The organism is Spirillospora sp. CA-108201 (assembly GCF_050936235.1).
Lineage (GTDB): Bacteria > Actinomycetota > Actinomycetes > Streptosporangiales > Streptosporangiaceae > Spirillospora.
The window spans coordinates 5,482,218-5,499,475 of the sequence record NZ_JBNJNE010000001.1 but is presented as its reverse complement, the minus strand read 5'-3'; the positions used below and the strand labels follow the sequence as shown (position 1 = coordinate 5,499,475).

At 75.0% G+C, this 17,258-nt stretch carries 15 protein-coding genes and 1 pseudogene; 12 read left to right on the top strand and 4 right to left on the bottom strand.

What is annotated here, in order from left to right:
- The first annotated feature begins 97 nt into the window (after positions 1 to 97).
- Entirely contained in the window at positions 98 to 769 is a 672-nt protein-coding gene (locus tag ACQEU6_RS26380; RefSeq protein WP_499335710.1) for an ATP-binding protein, read from the top strand.
- Here ACQEU6_RS26380 and ACQEU6_RS26375 read toward each other — a convergent pair.
- Both ACQEU6_RS26375 and ACQEU6_RS26370 read right to left on the bottom strand, forming a co-directional pair.
- Positions 759 to 1,871 (bottom strand): hypothetical protein, encoded by a 1,113-nt coding sequence (locus ACQEU6_RS26375; protein ID WP_499335709.1) that lies wholly within the window; start codon positions 1,869 to 1,871, stop codon positions 759 to 761. The two genes, ACQEU6_RS26380 and ACQEU6_RS26375, sit on opposite strands and share 11 nt — an antisense overlap.
- Before the next feature lie 54 nt (positions 1,872 to 1,925).
- Complete coding sequence (locus tag ACQEU6_RS26370; RefSeq protein WP_499335708.1) at positions 1,926 to 3,137, bottom strand: L,D-transpeptidase; 1,212 nt, start codon at positions 3,135 to 3,137, stop codon at positions 1,926 to 1,928.
- 363 nt (positions 3,138 to 3,500) lie between these two features.
- On the opposite strand from ACQEU6_RS26370, the gene ACQEU6_RS26365 reads away from it, so the two are divergent.
- From ACQEU6_RS26365 to ACQEU6_RS26330, 8 genes are read left to right on the top strand one after another with little or no spacing between them, the layout of a single operon-like run.
- Positions 3,501 to 4,907 (top strand): sugar transferase, encoded by a 1,407-nt coding sequence (locus tag ACQEU6_RS26365; RefSeq protein WP_499335707.1) that lies wholly within the window; start codon positions 3,501 to 3,503, stop codon positions 4,905 to 4,907.
- Positions 4,904 to 6,232 (top strand): O-antigen ligase family protein, encoded by a 1,329-nt coding sequence (locus ACQEU6_RS26360; protein WP_499335706.1) that lies wholly within the window; start codon positions 4,904 to 4,906, stop codon positions 6,230 to 6,232. Before ACQEU6_RS26365 ends, ACQEU6_RS26360 begins: the two co-directional genes overlap by 4 nt.
- Positions 6,229 to 7,950: a murein biosynthesis integral membrane protein MurJ gene (gene murJ / locus ACQEU6_RS26355; RefSeq protein WP_499335705.1), complete on the top strand. Its 1,722-nt coding sequence runs from the start codon at positions 6,229 to 6,231 to the stop codon at positions 7,948 to 7,950. Before ACQEU6_RS26360 ends, murJ begins: the two co-directional genes overlap by 4 nt.
- The gene (locus ACQEU6_RS26350; protein ID WP_499340351.1) at positions 7,922 to 8,599 is read left to right on the top strand and encodes a polysaccharide deacetylase family protein; all 678 of its coding nucleotides are present in this window, start codon (positions 7,922 to 7,924) and stop codon (positions 8,597 to 8,599) included. Before murJ ends, ACQEU6_RS26350 begins: the two co-directional genes overlap by 29 nt.
- Positions 8,596 to 9,729, top strand: a complete 1,134-nt coding sequence (locus ACQEU6_RS26345; RefSeq protein WP_499335704.1) for a glycosyltransferase — start codon at positions 8,596 to 8,598, stop codon at positions 9,727 to 9,729. Before ACQEU6_RS26350 ends, ACQEU6_RS26345 begins: the two co-directional genes overlap by 4 nt.
- Complete coding sequence (locus ACQEU6_RS26340; protein WP_499335703.1) at positions 9,713 to 10,474, top strand: YveK family protein; 762 nt, start codon at positions 9,713 to 9,715, stop codon at positions 10,472 to 10,474. The genes ACQEU6_RS26345 and ACQEU6_RS26340 overlap by 17 nt, the downstream gene beginning before the upstream one ends.
- Positions 10,471 to 11,667 carry a GNAT family N-acetyltransferase gene (locus ACQEU6_RS26335; protein WP_499335702.1) on the top strand — a complete coding sequence of 399 codons (1,197 nt, stop codon included), beginning with the start codon at positions 10,471 to 10,473 and terminating at the stop codon, positions 11,665 to 11,667. The genes ACQEU6_RS26340 and ACQEU6_RS26335 overlap by 4 nt, the downstream gene beginning before the upstream one ends.
- The gene (locus tag ACQEU6_RS26330) at positions 11,664 to 13,085 is read left to right on the top strand and encodes a glycosyltransferase family 4 protein (protein WP_499335701.1); all 1,422 of its coding nucleotides are present in this window, start codon (positions 11,664 to 11,666) and stop codon (positions 13,083 to 13,085) included. Before ACQEU6_RS26335 ends, ACQEU6_RS26330 begins: the two co-directional genes overlap by 4 nt.
- A 287-nt stretch (positions 13,086 to 13,372) precedes the next feature.
- Here ACQEU6_RS26330 and ACQEU6_RS26325 read toward each other — a convergent pair.
- Positions 13,373 to 13,549, bottom strand: a pseudogene (locus ACQEU6_RS26325) (glycosyl hydrolase family 26); the annotation flags it as partial.
- Positions 13,550 to 13,631: 82 nt separating this feature from the next.
- Here ACQEU6_RS26325 and ACQEU6_RS26320 point away from each other — a divergent pair.
- From ACQEU6_RS26320 to ACQEU6_RS26310, 3 genes are all read left to right on the top strand, one after another.
- Positions 13,632 to 13,817 (top strand): hypothetical protein, encoded by a 186-nt coding sequence (locus tag ACQEU6_RS26320; RefSeq protein ID WP_499340605.1) that lies wholly within the window; start codon positions 13,632 to 13,634, stop codon positions 13,815 to 13,817.
- A 392-nt stretch (positions 13,818 to 14,209) separates the two neighbouring features.
- Entirely contained in the window at positions 14,210 to 15,511 is a 1,302-nt protein-coding gene (locus ACQEU6_RS26315; RefSeq protein WP_499335700.1) for a carboxylate--amine ligase, read from the top strand.
- A 28-nt stretch (positions 15,512 to 15,539) separates the two neighbouring features.
- The gene (locus ACQEU6_RS26310) at positions 15,540 to 16,793 is read left to right on the top strand and encodes an NAD(P)-binding domain-containing protein (RefSeq protein ID WP_499335699.1); all 1,254 of its coding nucleotides are present in this window, start codon (positions 15,540 to 15,542) and stop codon (positions 16,791 to 16,793) included.
- Between the two features lie 73 nt (positions 16,794 to 16,866).
- Here the strand turns inward: ACQEU6_RS26310 and ACQEU6_RS26305 are convergent, their stop codons facing one another.
- Entirely contained in the window at positions 16,867 to 17,109 is a 243-nt protein-coding gene (locus ACQEU6_RS26305) for a hypothetical protein (RefSeq protein ID WP_499335698.1), read from the bottom strand.
- Between the last annotated feature and the right edge of the window lie 149 nt (positions 17,110 to 17,258).

Below are 17,258 nucleotides of genomic sequence, written 5' to 3'. Positions count from 1 at the left end.
GGAACATCGAGATGAGAGGCGGGAGGAAATGGCGATAGAAGCCGTGGATGCGGGCGAGGTGGACATTTCTTGTCTGGCTGATCGGACGGTGCCGGGGATGGTGCGGACGGTGGTCGGGTTGCGGCTCTCGGAATGGGGGCTGGAGAGGGTGGCCGAGAGTGTTCTGGTGATCGTCGCGGAGCTCGTCACCAATGCCGTGCGGGTCGCGGGGGAGCGGGAGATCCGGGTCAGGTGCGTGCGGGAGGCGCGGGGCGTCCTGGTGGCGGTGTGGGACTCGTCCGACGAGAGGCCGGTGACGCGGCCGGTGATGGGGCCGGGGGATTTCGGGCCGGACGCTCGGGCGCTGGACGACGGGTACGACGACGGGACCGGCGGGTGGGGGTTACCGCTCGTGCAGGCGCTGGCGTCCGAGTGCGGGGTGACCGAGGCCGTCCCTGGCAAGTGGGTGTGGGCGAGGGTCTCGGTGCTGAGGCGTGGACGGAGCAGGGCCGTCCGGTATCTGGATCTGCTTGCGCTCGCGGTCGGGGCGCGGGGGTGGCGGTGCGTGAAGCTGTACGGGCGCGAGTTCCCTACGCCGCTGCTCTGGGTGTACGCGAGCGGCGTCGCGGAAGACGTGGGCGTGGTCGTTCGGGTGCGGGCCGTGGGTGGGGCCTGGGTCTACCAGGATGTTCAGCGGGGGCTGGTCCTCTTCCCGTGCGGAGACGCCAAGGCAGCCGGGGAGCGGGTCGATTCCGTGCTGAAGGGGCGGTTGTTTCCGGCTACGTGGTGAGGCGGTCGCGCAGGCGGCGGATGTTGCGTTGGAGCAGGGTCTCCTGGAGTGCCACCGCTGCCAGGGCCAGTGCCGCTTCGGCGCCGGCTTGGGCGATCTCGTGGGTGGTCGGCGGGGACGCCGTTTCCAAGGACGGGTCGTAGCGCAGGTCTTCGATGTCGCCGGCGATCTGGGCGGGCGTCCGCTGGAGGGCGGCCAGGTCTTCCTCGCTCCACTCCGCCACACGGGCCTGCCATTCGGGTGGGATGACGACCTTGCTGCCGCGTTCGGAGCGGGTCTGGAAGCGGGCCGTGACGGCCTGGCGGATCCAGTCGGCCTTCTGACCGCTCCACCCGGTCTCCCGGATGGCCGCGTTCATGGACGACATGACCAGCGTCTCCGGTGCCGTCAGACCGGTGTGGGCGCGTTCGGTGGGCATGATGGGCGGTTCGGCCAGGGCGGAGAGGTCGATCGCCTCCGCGAAGCGTTGCCACAGGAGGTGCGGAGGCGTGCCGGGGGTGGTGACGACGCTGACGCGGGTGGCTCCTGCGTCCGACCAGCGTTGGGCCAGGCCGCCGAGGTGGAACGCGCGCCACAGGTGGGCGGCCGGGTCCGTCTCGATGTGGTCCCGCCCCTTCTCCCGCTGGTCGGCGAGACCGGAGAGGTACCTCTCGAAATTCATGGTCCGGCCGTTGCGGATGTGCTGCTGCCAGAGGGAGGGCAGGGCCGAGCCCAGGCCGCGGGCCGTGACCACGACCTCGAAGACGTCGGCGCCGAGCGCCTCCAGGAGGCGGCGGATCCCGGGTGTCCGGATGACCGCGAGGGCCTCGGCCGACAGGAGCACCGTGCCGGGCGTCGACTGGACGTCGTCCAGCAGAGTCTGCCAGGAGGCGGTCTCTTCCGACGCGCGGTTCTGCGAGACCCAGGGGAACTCCGCGCCCAGCAGCCCGTAGCTCGCCCATTCGTGGTTGGCGACCGTCCGCTTCCCCCGGGCCCAGTCGGGGCTGACGGGGTAGCGGACGCCCGCGCCCGCGAGTGCGTCGGCGTTCGCCTGCAGCACGTGCTGCAGGAACGTCGTGCCCGACTTCTGCACGCCGATGTGAATGATGATCTTCGCCGCCACCGGGCCCTCCCCCTCCGCGACCTACTGGTCACGAAGGGTAGCGGCCCGGACGGGTCAGGCGTGGGACGTGGTGATGGGCTTGCCGAGCGCGCTGCCGCTGGTCCACTTGGAGAAGGGGAGCTGCCAGTAGCCCCAGCCGTTCGTCCACTGGAGGCTGCGCTTGGTGCCGGTGATGGTGACGATGTCGCCGCGGTAGGACCAGTGGAAGAACCACTGCGCGTCGCCCGAGGGCGAGCGGACGCAGCCGTGGCTGCAGTTGCGGTTCCCGAGGCAGGTCGGGTCGTCCATGTTCTGGTGGATGTACTCGCCGCTGTTGGAGATGCGGGTCGCCCACGGCACCTTCTCGTCGTACCAGCCGGGGTCGCCCTTCTTCTTGCCGGGCGGGCGCATGCGCTCCAGGCGGACGTGGTCCATGGTCAGGTGGACGCCGCTGGTGGTGAGCAGGTGGTCGACGCCGTCGCCCTGGACGTCGCCGCCGCTGCCGAGGCTGACGCCCCAGTTGCGGACGGTGCGGCCGTTCTTCTTCACGACGGCGCGGTGCGTCCTGGCGCTGATGTTGACGACGTGGGAGTCGCCGATCTTGAAGGTGCGGACCGTGTCGCGGTCGCCGAAGACGTTGTCGCCGATCTTCAGGCCGGCGAAGTGGACCTTGACGCTGACGGTCTGGTGGGCCTTCCACGGCTGCTTCGGGCGGAAGACGACCGAGGGCAGCCCGTTGAAGGACTCGCCCGCGCTCAGCCAGCGCCAGGCGCCCTCGGTGGGCGTGGACGAGGAGATCTCGATGGCGCGCTCGATGGCGGGCTTGGCCTTCTCCGGGACGGCCTTGTTGAACTGGACGAAGACCGGCATCCCGGTGCCGACCGTCTCGTTCTGGCTCGGCACGACGTTGTTCACGCGGGTGGCGGCGGTCGAGCGGGACGTGCGGAAGGCGCTCGTCGCGGTGACGGACTTGCCCTTGTCGGACGTCGCCGTGGCCGACACCTGGTAGCTTCCGCCCGGCTGCAGCGTCCATGCGGAGCGCCACTTGGTCTTGTCGGCGGAGAGGGCGCCGGGGACGTCGGCGCCCTTCAGCTTCACCGAGACGTCGCCGAGCCTGCCGCCCGCCGCGGTCACCGTGACGCCCTGGTCGGGGCGCGCCTTGCCGTCGCCGTTCGCCGGGGCGATCGTCACCTGGGGGCCGCCGTCGTCGCCCTTCGTGGTCGTCTCTCCGCCGCCACCGCCGCTGCTCCCGCCGCACGCGGTCGCCAGGCCCAGGACGAGCGCCACTGCCAACGCCTTACCTCGCACCGTTCTCCCTCAACAGCCCGCCGGGTCCCGCGCCACACGGGACCGGCAACAAGATCGAATACGGAACGGCCTTTTATTCCCGTCCCGCCCGGAGGCGTGACGGCAGGTCTCGGCGTCCGACTCACCTATAGACGTCCATGGTCTCGCAGAGGTTCGCATGCGGTGACCACTTCGCATGATCTTTCTGGGGCCATGGCCGCGGCGACCGTTCCGTCGATCTTCTCTTCAAGACTGCGGCGGCCCCGGTTAAAAGCGGCGATTTGTGCTCTGACCAGGTGCGATGCTGATCCCTGGCCGCCTGCGACGGCCCCGCAAGGTGCTTGTCTGTGAAGGGGACGCGCGATGAGAGCCCAGGGGCTGAGTTTCTCCGTCGACTCCGGCGCGGTTCCTCCGGAACTCCTTTCGGCGGGCGGCCGGCCGGTCGTTCCGCGAAGGACGCGGATGCTCGCCGGGCTGTGCCCGGTGGGGCTCGCCGTGCTGGACGGCTGGACGACGGCCGCCGCGGTGTCCCTGTCCGGGGGCGGCGTCCTGCCGGGCCTCGCGGCCTTAGCGGTCGTCGCGCTCAACGGCGCGGGCGGGCTGTACCGGCCGCGCCGCGCCCCGTCCCTGCTCGCCGCCGCGCCGCCGCTCCTTCTCCGCACGCTGCTCGTCTGCGGGATCGCGGCGCTGGTGCGGGCGGACGCCCCCTCCTGGCTGTGGACCGCGGTGCTGTGCGGGACGGTGCAGCTCGGCGCGCGCGGGTTCGTGAACGCGCTGGTGCGGACGTACCGGAACCGCCGCTCCCGGGCGCGCTCCGCGCTGGTCGTCGGGACGGGCGGGACCGCCGCCCACGTGCTCGACCTCCTGCGCGAGCGCGGCGACCTCGGGCTCGCGGTGGCGGGGCAGGTGTCCGTGGGAGATCCGGAGGGGCCCCCGGGGGCGGCGCCCGTCCTCGGGGAGACCTCCGAGCTGCCGTCGCTCGTGGAGGCGCACGGGATCGGGACGCTGGTCGTCGTCGCGGAGGACGTGCCGCGCGAGCGGCTCGACGCGGTGCTGCGGATGTCGTTCGCGCTGCCCTGCGAGACGCTGGTCGTCCAGCCGCCGTCCGACGTCGTCCCGGTGGTGCCGGGGCGGCGCGAGTACCTCGCCGGGCTGCCGTGCGCGCGGGTCGAGTGGGGCCTGCGGTCCCCGGCGGCGCGCCGCGCGAAGCGGGTGCTCGACGTCGTCGTGGCGGCCCTGGTCCTGGTGCTCGCGTCGCCGCTGCTCGCGGCGTGCGCGGTCGCCGTGCGGGCCGAGGGCGGGCCCGGCGTGCTGTTCCGGCAGCGGCGGGTCGGGCTCGGCGGCGGGGAGTTCGTGCTGCTGAAGTTCCGGACGCTGAAGCCCGCCGACGAGCGGGAGTCCGACACCCGCTGGACCGTCAAGGACGACGAGCGGATGGGCCGGGTCGGGCGGTTCCTGCGCGCCACGTCGCTGGACGAGCTCCCGCAGCTGTGGAACGTCATCCGCGGCGACATGAGCCTCGTCGGGCCGCGCCCGGAGCGGCCGCACTTCGTGGAGCAGTTCTCCCGCACCTGCCCCGGCTACGTGGCGCGGCACCGCGTCCCGGCCGGGATGACGGGCTGGGCGCAGATCCACGGCTTCCGGGGCGACACCTCCATCGAGCTGCGGGCGAGGCTCGACAACCACTACATCGACCACTGGTCGTTCACCGGCGACCTGAGGATCCTGCTGCTGACGGCGCGGGCGATGCTCTGCCGGGACGCCGCATGACGGCGCAGGCCGCCGCCCCCCTCGTGGCGTGGTCGCCGCCGAGGCGCCCGAGCCTGCTGATCGCGGCGACCGTGGCGTGCGCCGGGATCCCGTCCGGCGCGCAGGCGACCGGGTCCGGCGCGCAGGCCACCGCCGGGGACGTCGCCAGCGCCGTGCTCGTGCTCGCCGCGGTCGGGATGCTGGCCACGGGCCGGGCGCGGCTGCCGCGCCGGGTGCTGCCGGCGTTCGGGCCGCTGGTCGCGGCGCTCGGGATCAGCACCGTGCACTCGGCCGACATCGGCTCCAGCCTCGCCGGGTTCGTCCGCGACCTCCAGGTCTTCGTGCTGGTGCCGCTCGCCGTCGTCGTGCTCGTCCGGGACCGGCGCGACCTCGCCACCGTCTGCTGGTCGGTGCTCGGCCTCGGCCTCGCGGAGGCGGCGTACGGGATCTGGCAGGCCGTCACCGGGAACGGCGCGTCGATGGGCGGCCAGAACATCCGCGCGGTCGGGACGTTCGGCGCGCTCGACGTGATGGCCATGTCGATCGTCGTCGGGTTCGCGTTCCTCGTGCTGACCGCGTTCGCGCTCGTGGCGCCGCGGCACGGCGCCGCGGCGGTCCCGGCCGCGCTCGCCGGGATCGCCGTCCTCGGCGCCGCGCTGGCGCTCGCGCTCAGCCGCGGGACGTGGATCGCGCTCGGCGCCGCCGCCGTCCTCACGCTCGCGCTGTTCGACCGGTGGACGGCCGTCAAGGTGCTGACCTGCTGCGGCGCGCTGATGCTCGTCCTGCTCGGCGTCGCGGGCGGCGGATCGCAGGCCGTCGTCGAGCGGGCGAGGTCGGCGGTGGGCTCGGTCACCTCCCCGGACCGGTCCGTGGACGACCGGTACGACCTGTGGGCGGCCGCCGTCCGGATCTGGGAGGACCACCCGGTCACCGGCGTGGGGGTGAAGAACTTCCCGGCCTACCGCGACACCTACGCCACGATCGAGCTGTCGTCCGGCAGCGAGACCGACGACCCCGTCAACGGGTACGTGCGGCAGCCGCTCCTGTCGCCGCACAACGAGTACCTGCTGTTCCTGTCCGAGCAGGGCGTGGTGGGCCTCGCCGGGTTCGCCGCGCTGCTCGCCGTGATCGTCGCCGGGCTGTGGACGCGGCGCGACCCCCGCGACCCGTTCTGGCTGGCGAGCGTCGCGCTGCTGGCCTTCCTGCTGGTCAACTTCCTGTACGCGGATCTGGGCGGGCCCACGTGCGCGCTCGTCGGCGTCATCCTCGGCCTCACGGCGGCGCGCGCGTTCGGGGCGGCCGGCGCCTCCCCGGACATGGCGTCCCCCTCAGGGAGGGCACCATGACCGAGCGCGGCGAGCGCGTCCCCGGCAGTTCCGTGGGACGGGCCGCGATGGTGTCGGGGGTGCTCGTCGTCGCGGGCACCGCGCTGGGGTTCCTGCGCGACCTCGTGATGGCGGACCTGTTCGGCGCCAGCGGCAGCACGGACGCGTTCCTCGTCGCCTGGACGATCCCCGAGACGGTCTCGCCGCTGCTGATCGAGGACGCCATGGCGCTGCTCATGGTCCCCGTCGTCACGCGGCTCCTCGCGCGCGGCGACGGCCTGCGCCTCCTCGTCGGCACGGCCCTGCCCCGCATGGTGCTCGGCCTCTCGGTGGTCACCGGCGCGCTCGCGATCGCGGCGCCCGCCGTGGTGGACGCCCTCGCGCCCGGCCTGACCGAGCAGGGCCCGGCCGTCCAGTGCGTCCGGCTGACCGCGGTCACCGTCGTGACGTTCGGCGTCGCGGGCTTCATGAGCGCGACGCTGCGCGCCCACCACCGGTTCGGGCCGCCCGCCGCCATCTACCTCGCCTACAACGTCGGCATCCTCGCGCTGATCGCGGGCCTGTCCGGCGCCGTCGGCATCACCAGCGCGGCGGTCGGCGTCGCCTGCGGCAGCCTCCTGATGGTCGCGGTGCAGCTCCCGGCGTTCCTGCGCTGCCTGCGGGACGCGCCCGGGGAACGGGACGCGGCGCCGTCCGGGGGCGTGGACGTCCGGCTCGGGCTGGCGGCCATCGCCCCCATCGTCGTCTACACGGTCACGCGGCAGTCGCAGGTGTTCGTGGAGCGGTTCCTCGGGGCAGGGCTGGCCGCCGGGTCGATCTCGCACCTGAACTACGCGCAGAAGGTCGCGCAGGTGCCGATGGTGCTGTCGCTGCTGATCGTCACCGTGACGTTCCCGAGGCTCGCCCGCGCCTCGGCGGACGGGGACACCGCGCAGGTCGCCCGCCGCATCCGGCAGGACCTCGCCGTCGCCAGCGCGATGGTGCTGGCCGCGACCGCGTTCCTGGTCGCGTTCGCGCCGGTCGTCATCGGGGTGCTGTTCGAGCACGGCGAGTTCACGTCCGCCGACACCGCGAGCACCGCGGCCATCCTGCGCGTGTACGCGCTCGGCCTGTGGGGGCAGACGGCGGTCGGCCTCGCCGCCCGCGCGTTCTTCGCGCGCAGGGAGCCGACCTGGCGCCCGGCGGCCGTGCTCGCCGTGGGGCTGGCCGCCACGGCGGCGATCGGCGGCGCGTTCGCCGCGTCCGCCGGGACGCTCGCGCTGGCCGCCGCGAACGCCGCCGGGATCACGCTCGCCGCCGTCCTGATGCTGGCCGGGCTCCGGCGCGGCGTCGCGCCCGTCCCGCTGCGCCGGATCGCCGCCGACGTGTCGCGGCTCGTGCTCGCCGCCGCGGGGGCCTGCGCGGCGGGGACGCTCGCCGCCGGGGCGCTGGACGCGCCGGTGCTCGTCCGGCTGGCGGTCGGCGGGCTCGTGGTCGCCGGCGCCTTCGCCGTCCTCGCCGTCCTGGCGGGCCCAGACCTCGTCGCTCCATGGATCGCTTCACGGCCGCTCGGTGGGCGCCACCGGCGCGGCCGCACCGAATCGGGGGACAGCAGTGAGCAAGCCGACAGAACCCACGCATCTGACCGAACCGGCCCGGCCTCCGGGACCGGCGCGGCCTCCGGGACCGGCGCGGACGGCCGAGGGCATCCGGCACGCGCCGCCGGTGCTGATGTACCACTCGGTCGACCACTTCGATGAGGACCCGCACCTGGTGACGGTGTCGCCGGCGCGGTTCGGGCGGCAGATGGCGTGGATGCGGGCGCGCGGCCTGCGCGGCGTCGGCATGCGCGAACTGCTGGACGCGCACGCCGCCGGACGGGCCCGCGGCATGGTCGGGCTCACCTTCGACGACGGGTACGCCGACTTCGCGACCCGGGCCGTCCCGGCGCTGGTGCGCTACGGGTTCGGCGCCACGGTGTTCGTCGTCTCCGGGCGGATCGGCACCTACAACGCGTGGGACGACGGCCCGCGCAAGCCGCTCATGACGGCCGAGCAGATCCGCGCCGTCGCGGACGTCGGGATGGAGGTCGCCTCCCACGGCCGCCACCACGTCTCGCTCCCCGAGACGGACGACACCGAACTGCGCGAGGAACTGGAGGAGAGCCGGGCCGCGCTGGAGGACCTCGTCGAGGGCCCGGTCACCGGCTTCGCCTACCCGTACGGGCACGCCACGGTCCGCGAGGTCGAGGCCGTGCGCGCCGCGGGCTACGACTACGCGTGCGACATCCGCCCCGAGGAGCCGGGACGGCACGCGCTGCCGCGCACCTACGTGGGCGACCGGGACGGCCCGCTGCGGCTGCGCGTCAAGCTCGTCCGCCACGAGCTGCGCCGGAGGAGCCGCGTGTGACCCGGGTCCTGCACGTCATCACCGGGCTGGAGCACGGGGGCGCCGAACGCCAGCTCGTGCTGCTGCTTCGCCACCTGCCGGTGTCCTGCGAGGTCGCGACCCTGACCCGGGCCGGCGCCCTCGGCGCGGAGATCCGCCGCTCGGGCGTGCCCGTCCACGAGATCGGGATGCGCGGCAACCGGGACCTCGGGGCGCTGCCCCGGCTGGCCCGGCTGATCCGCCGGGGGCGGTACGACGTCGTCCACACCCATCTCTACCGGGCGTGCGTGTACGGCCGGATCGCCGCGCGCATGGCGGGGACGCCCCGCGTCATCGCCACCGAGCACTCGCTCGGCGAAGGCCACATCGAGGGGCGGGCGACGACGCGCGGCGTCCGGGCCCTGTACCGGGCGACCGAGCGGCTCGGGTCCGCGACCGTCGCCGTGTCGCCCGCGGTCGCCGCGCGCCTGCGCGCCTGGGGCGTGCGCCCCGGCCGGATCGTCGTCATCCCGAACGGCGTCGACGCCGCCGCGTTCGCGTTCGACCCGGCCCGCCGGGCCGCGGCGCGCCGCCGCCTCGGGATCGGCCGGGACGAGCCGGTCGTCGGCGGCGTCGGGCGGCTCGTCCCGACCAAGCGGTTCGACGTGCTGGTCGAGGCGGTCGCGCGGCTGGACGGCGTCCGGCTGCTGCTCGTCGGCGCGGGCCCGGCGCGGGAGGCGCTCGCCCGGCTGGCGCGCGAGCGCGGCGTCTCCGGACGCGTGGTGTTCGCCGGGGCGACCTCGGACGTCGCGGGCGCCCTCGCCGCCATGGACGTGCTCGCCGCGCCGTCCGTCCAGGAGACGTTCGGGCTCGGCGTCCTGGAGGGGCTGGCCGCCGGGCTGCCCGTCCGCTACACGGCCTGCCCCGCCCTCGACTGCCTCCCGCCCGGCGACGCCCCGGACGCGCGGCGCCTGCCCTCCGACGCCGGGGTCTGGAGCGCCGAACTCGGGCGCGCCCTGCGCGAACCCCGCGACCGGAGGCGGGTGCCGCCGGCCGTCTCCCGCTACGCCGTCGCCGAGCGGGCCGCCGAGCTCGCCCGGCTCTACCGCCCCGAGCCGCTCGCCGGCCGGGCCGAACCGACACGAGAGAGGGCTCATGATGCAGCGACGTGACGCCAGGAGGAGGCCGCCGAGGCCGCCGGGACCGCCGGGACCGGTGCGGCGGGCAGGCCGGGCCGGCCGGTTCGCCCCGGCCCGGCGCCTGCGCGGGTGGACCGCCGCGGCGGCGCGGCGCTTCGGCCTGCCCATCGCGTTCGTGCTCGCCGGGTTCCTCGGCGGGCTCGGCTACGCCGTGTTCGCGCCCACCACCTACACCGCGACGGCGTTCGTCCTGGTCGTGGACGCCGGGGAGGGCCGGTCCGGCCCGGCGGCGGTCAGCTTCGCGCAGGCGTTCGGGCGGCTCGCGCCGCTCCCGGAGACCCTCGCCTACTCATCGATCCCGCTGCCGGACGGGGGCGACGCCTCCACCCGCGCGCACATCCAGGCGTCCACCTCGCCGGACACGCCGCTGATCAAGCTCGCGGGCAGCGGCCGGACGGCCCGCGACGCCGCCGCGTTCGCCAACGCCGCCGCCGACGCGCTCGTCCGGTACGGCACGTCCCACCGCTCCGACACCGGCGTCCGGGTCGCGCTGATGACGCTCGCCGAGCCGCCCGCCGAGCCGTCGTCGCCGAACCTGCCGCTCGGCGTCGCCGTCGGCACCGCGTCCGGGATCCTGCTCGCCGGGCTCGCCGCCGCCGTCATGAGCGGGCGGCGCGGTCGGGCCGACCGCCGGGAGGGGGACCGCGTTCCCGCGGCGCCGGGAACGGCCGCGCTCTCGGGTCCCGTCCCCACCGGCCGCGTGGAGGTGGGCTCGTGACCGCGACCGCGCTCTCCGGCAGGCCGGCCGCGCGGCCGGCGGCCTTGCCGGGCGCCTCCACGGAGTGGTCGGCCGAGGTGCACCGGGACGAGCAGGCCCTCGTCGCCCTGGCCGACGACCTGCGCGACCTCTACGACCGCTGCCCTGCCGCGACGCCCTTCCAGGCCTACGAGTGGATCAAGTCGTGGTGGGGCTGGTACGGGACGCGCGGGCGGCTCCGCCTCGCCGCCGTCCGGTTCCGCGGCCGGCTCGTCGCGGCGGCGCCGCTGGCGGCGGGCGTGCGGCACGGGTTCCCGGTGCTCGTCCCGATCGCCGCCGACCAGAGCGACTTCACCGACGTCCTCATCGACCCGGTCCACGCGGACGGCGCCGTCCGGCACCTCGTGCGGGCCCTGCTGGACGAGCGCGGATGGTGCGCGCTCGACCTGCGGGAGGTCCGCCCCGGCTCGGCGGCGCACCTGCTCGCGGCGCAGTGGCCGCGCCGGGCCTGGCGGACGCCGTCCTCGGTGTGCCTCGAACTGCCCGTCGCCGGGGACGCCGGCTTCGGCACGGGCATCGACGCCGTCCTGGACCGGCTTCCGCGCCGCACCGCCGGCAAGATGCGCGCCAAACTCCGCAAGATCGACGTGCGCGGCATCACGGCGGAGAGCGTCCCGGCGGACCAGGTCCCGGACGCCGTCCACGCGCTGCTCGACCTGCACGCCCGGCAGTGGCGGGGCCGCCCGATCAACCCCGAGCACACCCGCGGGCGGTTCCGCCGCCACCTCGCCGAGGCGGCGGCCGGGATGGTCCGCGACGGGCGCGCCGCCGTCCTGCAGTACCGGTGGGACGACCGGCTGGTCGCCAGCGACCTCGTGCTGATCGGGCACCGGCACGTCGGCGCCTACCTGTACGGGGCGCTCCCGGACCTGCGGTCCCGCGTGGACGTCTCGCTGATGATGCTGCGCGAGGACCTCGCCCTCGCGGGCGACCGGCACCGCCAGGGCGTCAGCCTGCTGCGCGGGGAGGAGCCGTACAAGCTGAAGTGGCGGCCGACGCCCGTCCGGAACGAGCGGATCATCCTCGGGCGGACCGTCTCGGCCACCGCCTACGCCGGGCTCGCCCGGACCCGCGCGTACCTGTCGGAACAGCGGCGCGGCGGACCGGGGGCGCACGTCCGCCCGGCCGGGGGCCGCGTCCCCTCCGCTCCATGACCGACCCGCGGGACGACACCCCGCTGCGGATCCTGCACGTCAGCCAGCCGAACGCGGGCGGCGTCGCCGTCTACGTCGGGCAGGCGGCCGCCGACCAGCGCCGGCGCGGCTGGGAGGTGGCGGTCGCCTGCCCGCCCGGCGGCGACCTGCCCGAGCGGTGCATGGCGGCGGGCGTGCCCTGGCTCAACTGGGACGCCGGGCGCGCCCCCGGCCCCCGCACCCTGCTGGAGGCGCTCGCCCTTCGCCGTCTCGTGAAGGGCTTCGCGCCGGACGTCGTGCATCTGCACTCGTCGAAGGCGGGCCTGGCCGGGAGGCTGCTGCGCCGCCCGCTCGGCACGCCCACGATCTTCCAGCCGCACGGCTGGTCGTGGCTCGCCGCCACCGGGCGGCTGGACGGCCTCAGCCGCCGGTGGGAGCGCGCCGGCGCCCGGTGGAGCGACGCCCTGGTCTGCGTCGGCATCGGCGAGCTGCGCGAGGGCATGCGGGCGGGCGTGCGGGGGCCGTACCGGCTCGTCCGCAACGGCGTCGACCGGGCCCGGTTCACGCCCGCCGACGCCGCCGCGCGCCTCGCCGCCCGCACGCGGCTCGGCCTGGAGGCCGCCGTGCCGCTCGCGGTGTGCGTCGGGCGGCTGACCCGGCAGAAGGGGCAGGACGTCCTGGTCGCGGCGTGGCCGGGCGTCACCGCGCGCTGCCCGTCCGCCCAGCTCGCCATCGTCGGGGACGGAGAGGACCTGGACCGGCTGCGCGGCGAGCGGGTGGCCGGGGTCCGGTTCGTCCCGGCCGTGGAGGACCCGCGCGACTGGCTCTCGGCGTCCAACCTCGTCGTGCTGCCGTCGCGGTGGGAGGGCCTGCCGCTGACGGCGCTGGAGGCGCTCGCGACCGGGCGCCCCCTCGTCGGGACGGACATCCCGGGCATCACCGAGGTCGTCCGTCCCGGGCTCGGCGCGCTGGTGCCCATGGAGGACCCGGGCGCGCTCGCCGAGGAGATGGCCGGGCGGCTGCTGTTCCCCGGGATCGCCGAGCGGGAGGGCCGCGCGGCGTCCGCCGCGTCCGCCGCCTACGACATCCGCTGGACGGTGGCGCTCCTCGCGGACGTCACCCGGGACGTCGCCGGGTTCGGGGAGACCCCGGAGGAGGCCCTGGTGGACGCGCGGGCGGTGGCGGGCGGGCCCGTCCACGGCGGCGTCACCGGCTTGGGCGGCCTGGAGGGCGTTCTGGAAGGCGGTTTGATGGGCGGCGCGGTGGTCGAGGGCGCCGGGACGGCCGGTGCCGAGGCCGCCGGGACGGCCGGTGCCGAGGTCGCGGGCGCCGAGGTGGCCGGTGCCGAGGTGGCCGGTGCGGACGTGGCCGGTGTCGGGGTGAACGGCCCCTTGCCCGGGGGCGGCGGGGCGATCACGCCGCCGAACAGCTCCCGGTAGGCGGCGGAGGAGCGCGGGTTGCCGCCGCACGACCAGACCCCGTGCGGGCAGTAGTCCGTGATCGACTGGTAGACGACGTCGTGCGACATGATCCAGTCGTGCATCCCCCGGATGTATTCGGGATTGTCGGAATTGCGAAACAGGCCCCATTCAGGAAACGAGAGGGGCTTGCCGTGCGCGGTCGCGAACGCCGCCTGATCCCGCAGACCATACGGCTCGTCGACGAAATCCTGGAATGACTTTCCCTCGGGTTGGTCATAACTGTCCGAACCTACGATGTCGACGACGTCGTCACCCGGATAGCACTCCGTCCACGGGATCGCGTCCTGCCCCCGCGTCGGCGCGAAATCGAAACGGAAACGCGCCCCCCGAACCGCGCGCATGGTGCCGACGATCCTGCGCCAATACTCCTTCCAGGCGGACGGATCCGGCGCGCACCGCCCGGAGTAGACCTCCCCGTTCATCTCCCAGCCGAGGACGATGACCGTGTCGCCCACGCCCAGGGAGACCAGCCGGCGGGCGAGCGTCCGGTAGTGCGCGTCGAACGTGCCGAGCGCGCCGCCGCGCAGCAGCGAGGCCAGCACCGGCACCGGGATCCCCGCCTCGTTCGGCGCCATCATCGGGACGTTGACCACGAGCATGCGGCGCTGGTCGGCGGCCTTCCAGTGCGCCCAGGCGGCCAGCATCGCCCGCGGCCCCTCGATCGCCGACCAGTCGTCGCCCGGCAGGTAGGTGCGCCCGACCGTCACCGTCGAACCGAGCCAGCGCTCGAAGCGGGCCACCCGGGCCACGCCCTCCGGACCCGAACCCAGAAACGCCCCCAGCGGCACATGCGCCGTCCATCGGTGAATCGCCCGGGGCTGCTGCCACGTCACCAGTGCCGACGCCATGAGGGCGAACAACACCACGGATGCGGCCAGAATAGGAGGGAGCGGACACCAGAACGGCGACCTTTTACGCCGGGGTCGCGACGGCCGTCCTGCCGAATGGATATCCGCAGCTCGCATGCGTATCGTATGCCCTCGGAGGCCCACCGTGAAAAAGTCGGCCGGGCGGAAGATGTGAAAATTTACCGTGAGGAAGGGATGTCGTGCGCCGCGATACGAGGGAATGGGCCTGAACGAATGTTCTTCGACAGCCGGCCGCCGGCCGCCCGGACGCGCGGCGCGCGCCTCGACCCGGGCCTTCCCGTCCTTCTGCTGCGCACCGACCGCAACCTCTTCCACCACGGCACGCTCGCGGCGATCCGCAGCCTCGGCCGCGCCGGGGTCCCCGTGCACGCGATCCTGGAAGGGCGCGGCAACCCCTCGTCCCGATCCCGCTACCTGTACCGGGGGCACCCCTGGGGCCCGCCCGCGGAACGGCCGGACGACCTGCTGCGCCACCTGCGGGCCATCGGCGAGCGGATCGGCCGTCCCGCGCTCCTCGTCCCCATGGACGACGCGGGCGCGATCTTCGTCGCCGAGCACGCGGACGGCCTCGGACCCCACTTCGTCTTCCCCCGCCAGGACCCCGGCGTCCCCCGCGGCGTCGCCGACAAGGCCCGGCTGCTGGAGGCGTGCCGCCGGCACGGCCTCCCCTGCCCGCCGAGCCTGACGCCGGAGTCGGCCGCCGACGTCGACGAGGCCGCCGCCGAGCTCGGCCTGCCGCTGATCGCCAAGTGGGCGCGGCCGTGGCGGATGCGCCCCGGGATGCGCAGCACCACGCTGGTGCCCACGCTCGGCGAGCTGCACCGGCTCTTCGCCGCCACCCGCGACCGCCGCCCGGCCGACGAGGCGGACGGCGGCGCGGGCCCGCTGATCCTGCAGCGGCGCATCCCGCCGACGGGCGGCGACTGGTTCTTCCAGGGCTACTTCGACGAGAACGGCGACTGCCTGTTCGGCGGGACCGGCCGCAAGCACCTCGCGCACCCGCCCCAGGCCGGGCACACGGTCGCGGGGGAGTGGGTCGCCAGCCCCGAGCTCGAACGCCTCGCGGTCCGCATCGTCAACCTGCTCGGCTGCCGCGGCCTCGTCGACCTCGACTTCCGGTTCGACGCCGCCGGCGGCGGCCACCACCTGCTGGACTTCAACCCCCGTATCGGGGCGCAGTTCCGCCTGTTCACCGACCGGGACGGCCTCGACCTCGCGCGCGTGCTGCACCTGCATCAGTCGGGGCGGCCCGTCCCGGACGCGCGGCCCGCGCCCGGCCGCAACCTGCTCGTGGAGAACCACTACCTCGCGCGGTCGGCCCGGCGGCCGCGCCACGGGACGCCATCGCGTCCCGGCCCGCCGCGGATTCCGCGGCTGCGCCCGCTGCGGGAGACCCTCCGCCCGCTGCGGGAGGCCGACGAGTTCGCCTGGTACGCGGGCGACGACCTGCCGCCCTTCCTCGCCATGGGGCGGCGCAGCGCGCTCCGCGCGGTCGAACGGCTCCGCACCAGGTAACACCACGCACACACGGGGGGAATGGAACATGAGCGACTCGGCCAGCGACGTCGTCATCGCCGGCGCCGGGCCCTACGGCCTGTCGACGGCGGCCTACCTGCAGAATCTCGGGCTCGACGTCCGGGTCATCGGCGAGCCGATGCGGTTCTGGGACGCGAACATGCCGCTCGGCATGTACCTCAAGTCCGAGCCGTTCGCCTCCAACCTCGGGGCTCCGCAGGCGGGCCTGCGGTTCACCGACCGCCATCCGGGCTGGCGCATGGGGCAGCCGATCCCGCTGGAGACGTTCGTGGAGTACGGGCGCTGGTTCGCCGCCGAGGCCGTCCCGGGCATCGAGGACGCGCAGGTCGTGAACGTCGAGCGGGGCATCGCGGGCGGCTACCTCGTCACGCTGTCCTCGGGCGAGGCGATCGCGGCGCGCGCGGTCGTCGTCGCGGTCGGCGTCGGGCCGTTCGCGCACATCCCGGAGCAGCTGGCGGGCATGCCGTCCTGGCTCGTCTCGCACAGCAGCGCCCACAGCGACCTCGGCCTGTTCGCGGGCAAGGAGGTCGCGGTCGTCGGCGCCGGGCAGTCCGCGCTGGAGACGGCGGTGCTGCTGGCCGACGCGGGGGCGCGGCCGCACCTGATCGCCCGGCGGCGCGTCCTGGACTGGAACACCGTCCCCGAGGAGCACCGGTCGCCGCGCGCCCTGCTGCGGGAGGGCCCGAGGTCCGGGCTCGGCACCGGCTACCGGACGTGGATCTGGGCGGAGCGGCCCGGTCTCGTCCGGTACCTGCCGGAGCGGACCCGGCGGCGCATCGTGCGCGAGACGCTCCCGCCGGCGGGCGCGTGGTGGCTGCGCGACCGGCTGGACGAGCGGATCCGCGTCTCGACGGGCCGCCTGCTGGGCAAGGCCGTCGAGCAGGACGACGGCGTCGCCCTCACCACCACCGACCACGAGGGGCGCCGCCTCGTCACGGAGGTCGAGCACGTCATCGCCGCCACCGGGTTCGTCCCCGACGTCGAGCGGCTCACCCTGCTCGCGCCCGAGCTGCGCGACCGCATCACGACCCGGCTCGGCGCGCCGGTGCTCAGCCGCGACTTCGAGGCGTCCACGCCGGGCCTCTACTTCGCCGGCCTCGCCGCCGCCTCCACCTTCGGGCCGGTCATGCGGTTCGTGCACGGCTCCGATTTCGCCGCACGGCGGATCGCGCGCCACATCGTCCGGCGGACGCCGCGCGTGCGCGTGCCCGCGAGCCGGCGGTCGGGCCTTCTGGAGCCGGGAACCTCCTCCCAGCGGTGAAGAATCATCCTCCGGGCCGGCGGTGCGCCTCAGGGCGCCCGCCGGCTTCCGGTTCTCCGGCCCCGGCCGCCCCTCACCCCCAGGGCGGCCGCGCCCGGCGGCGCGCGCGCTCGGCCTTGGCGACGGCCACGGACCACTGAAGGCGCGAGTAGAGCGTCCACGCTCCGCGCGCGGGGGGCGCGTCCTGAGCGGCGGAAACGGCGGAAAGCGTGATCAGGTCGGCATCGGCCCGGGTGACGAACCGGCGGGCCTGGCGGCGGGGGCGCTGGGTGCGCGCGAGCAGCAGGCGCGCCATCGCCGACGAGGGATCGATCATCGCAAGCTCCTCGGAGGACGGCCGAGAGTGACCACTTGTTCACTGAATGTAGCGCACCGATGCCGTCCACCATGCTGCTCCCGGACGCCTGGCATGGAGGCGCCCCCTGCCGGTTTCGCCAGGGCCCCGGAACCCCGAAGAAAGCGCGC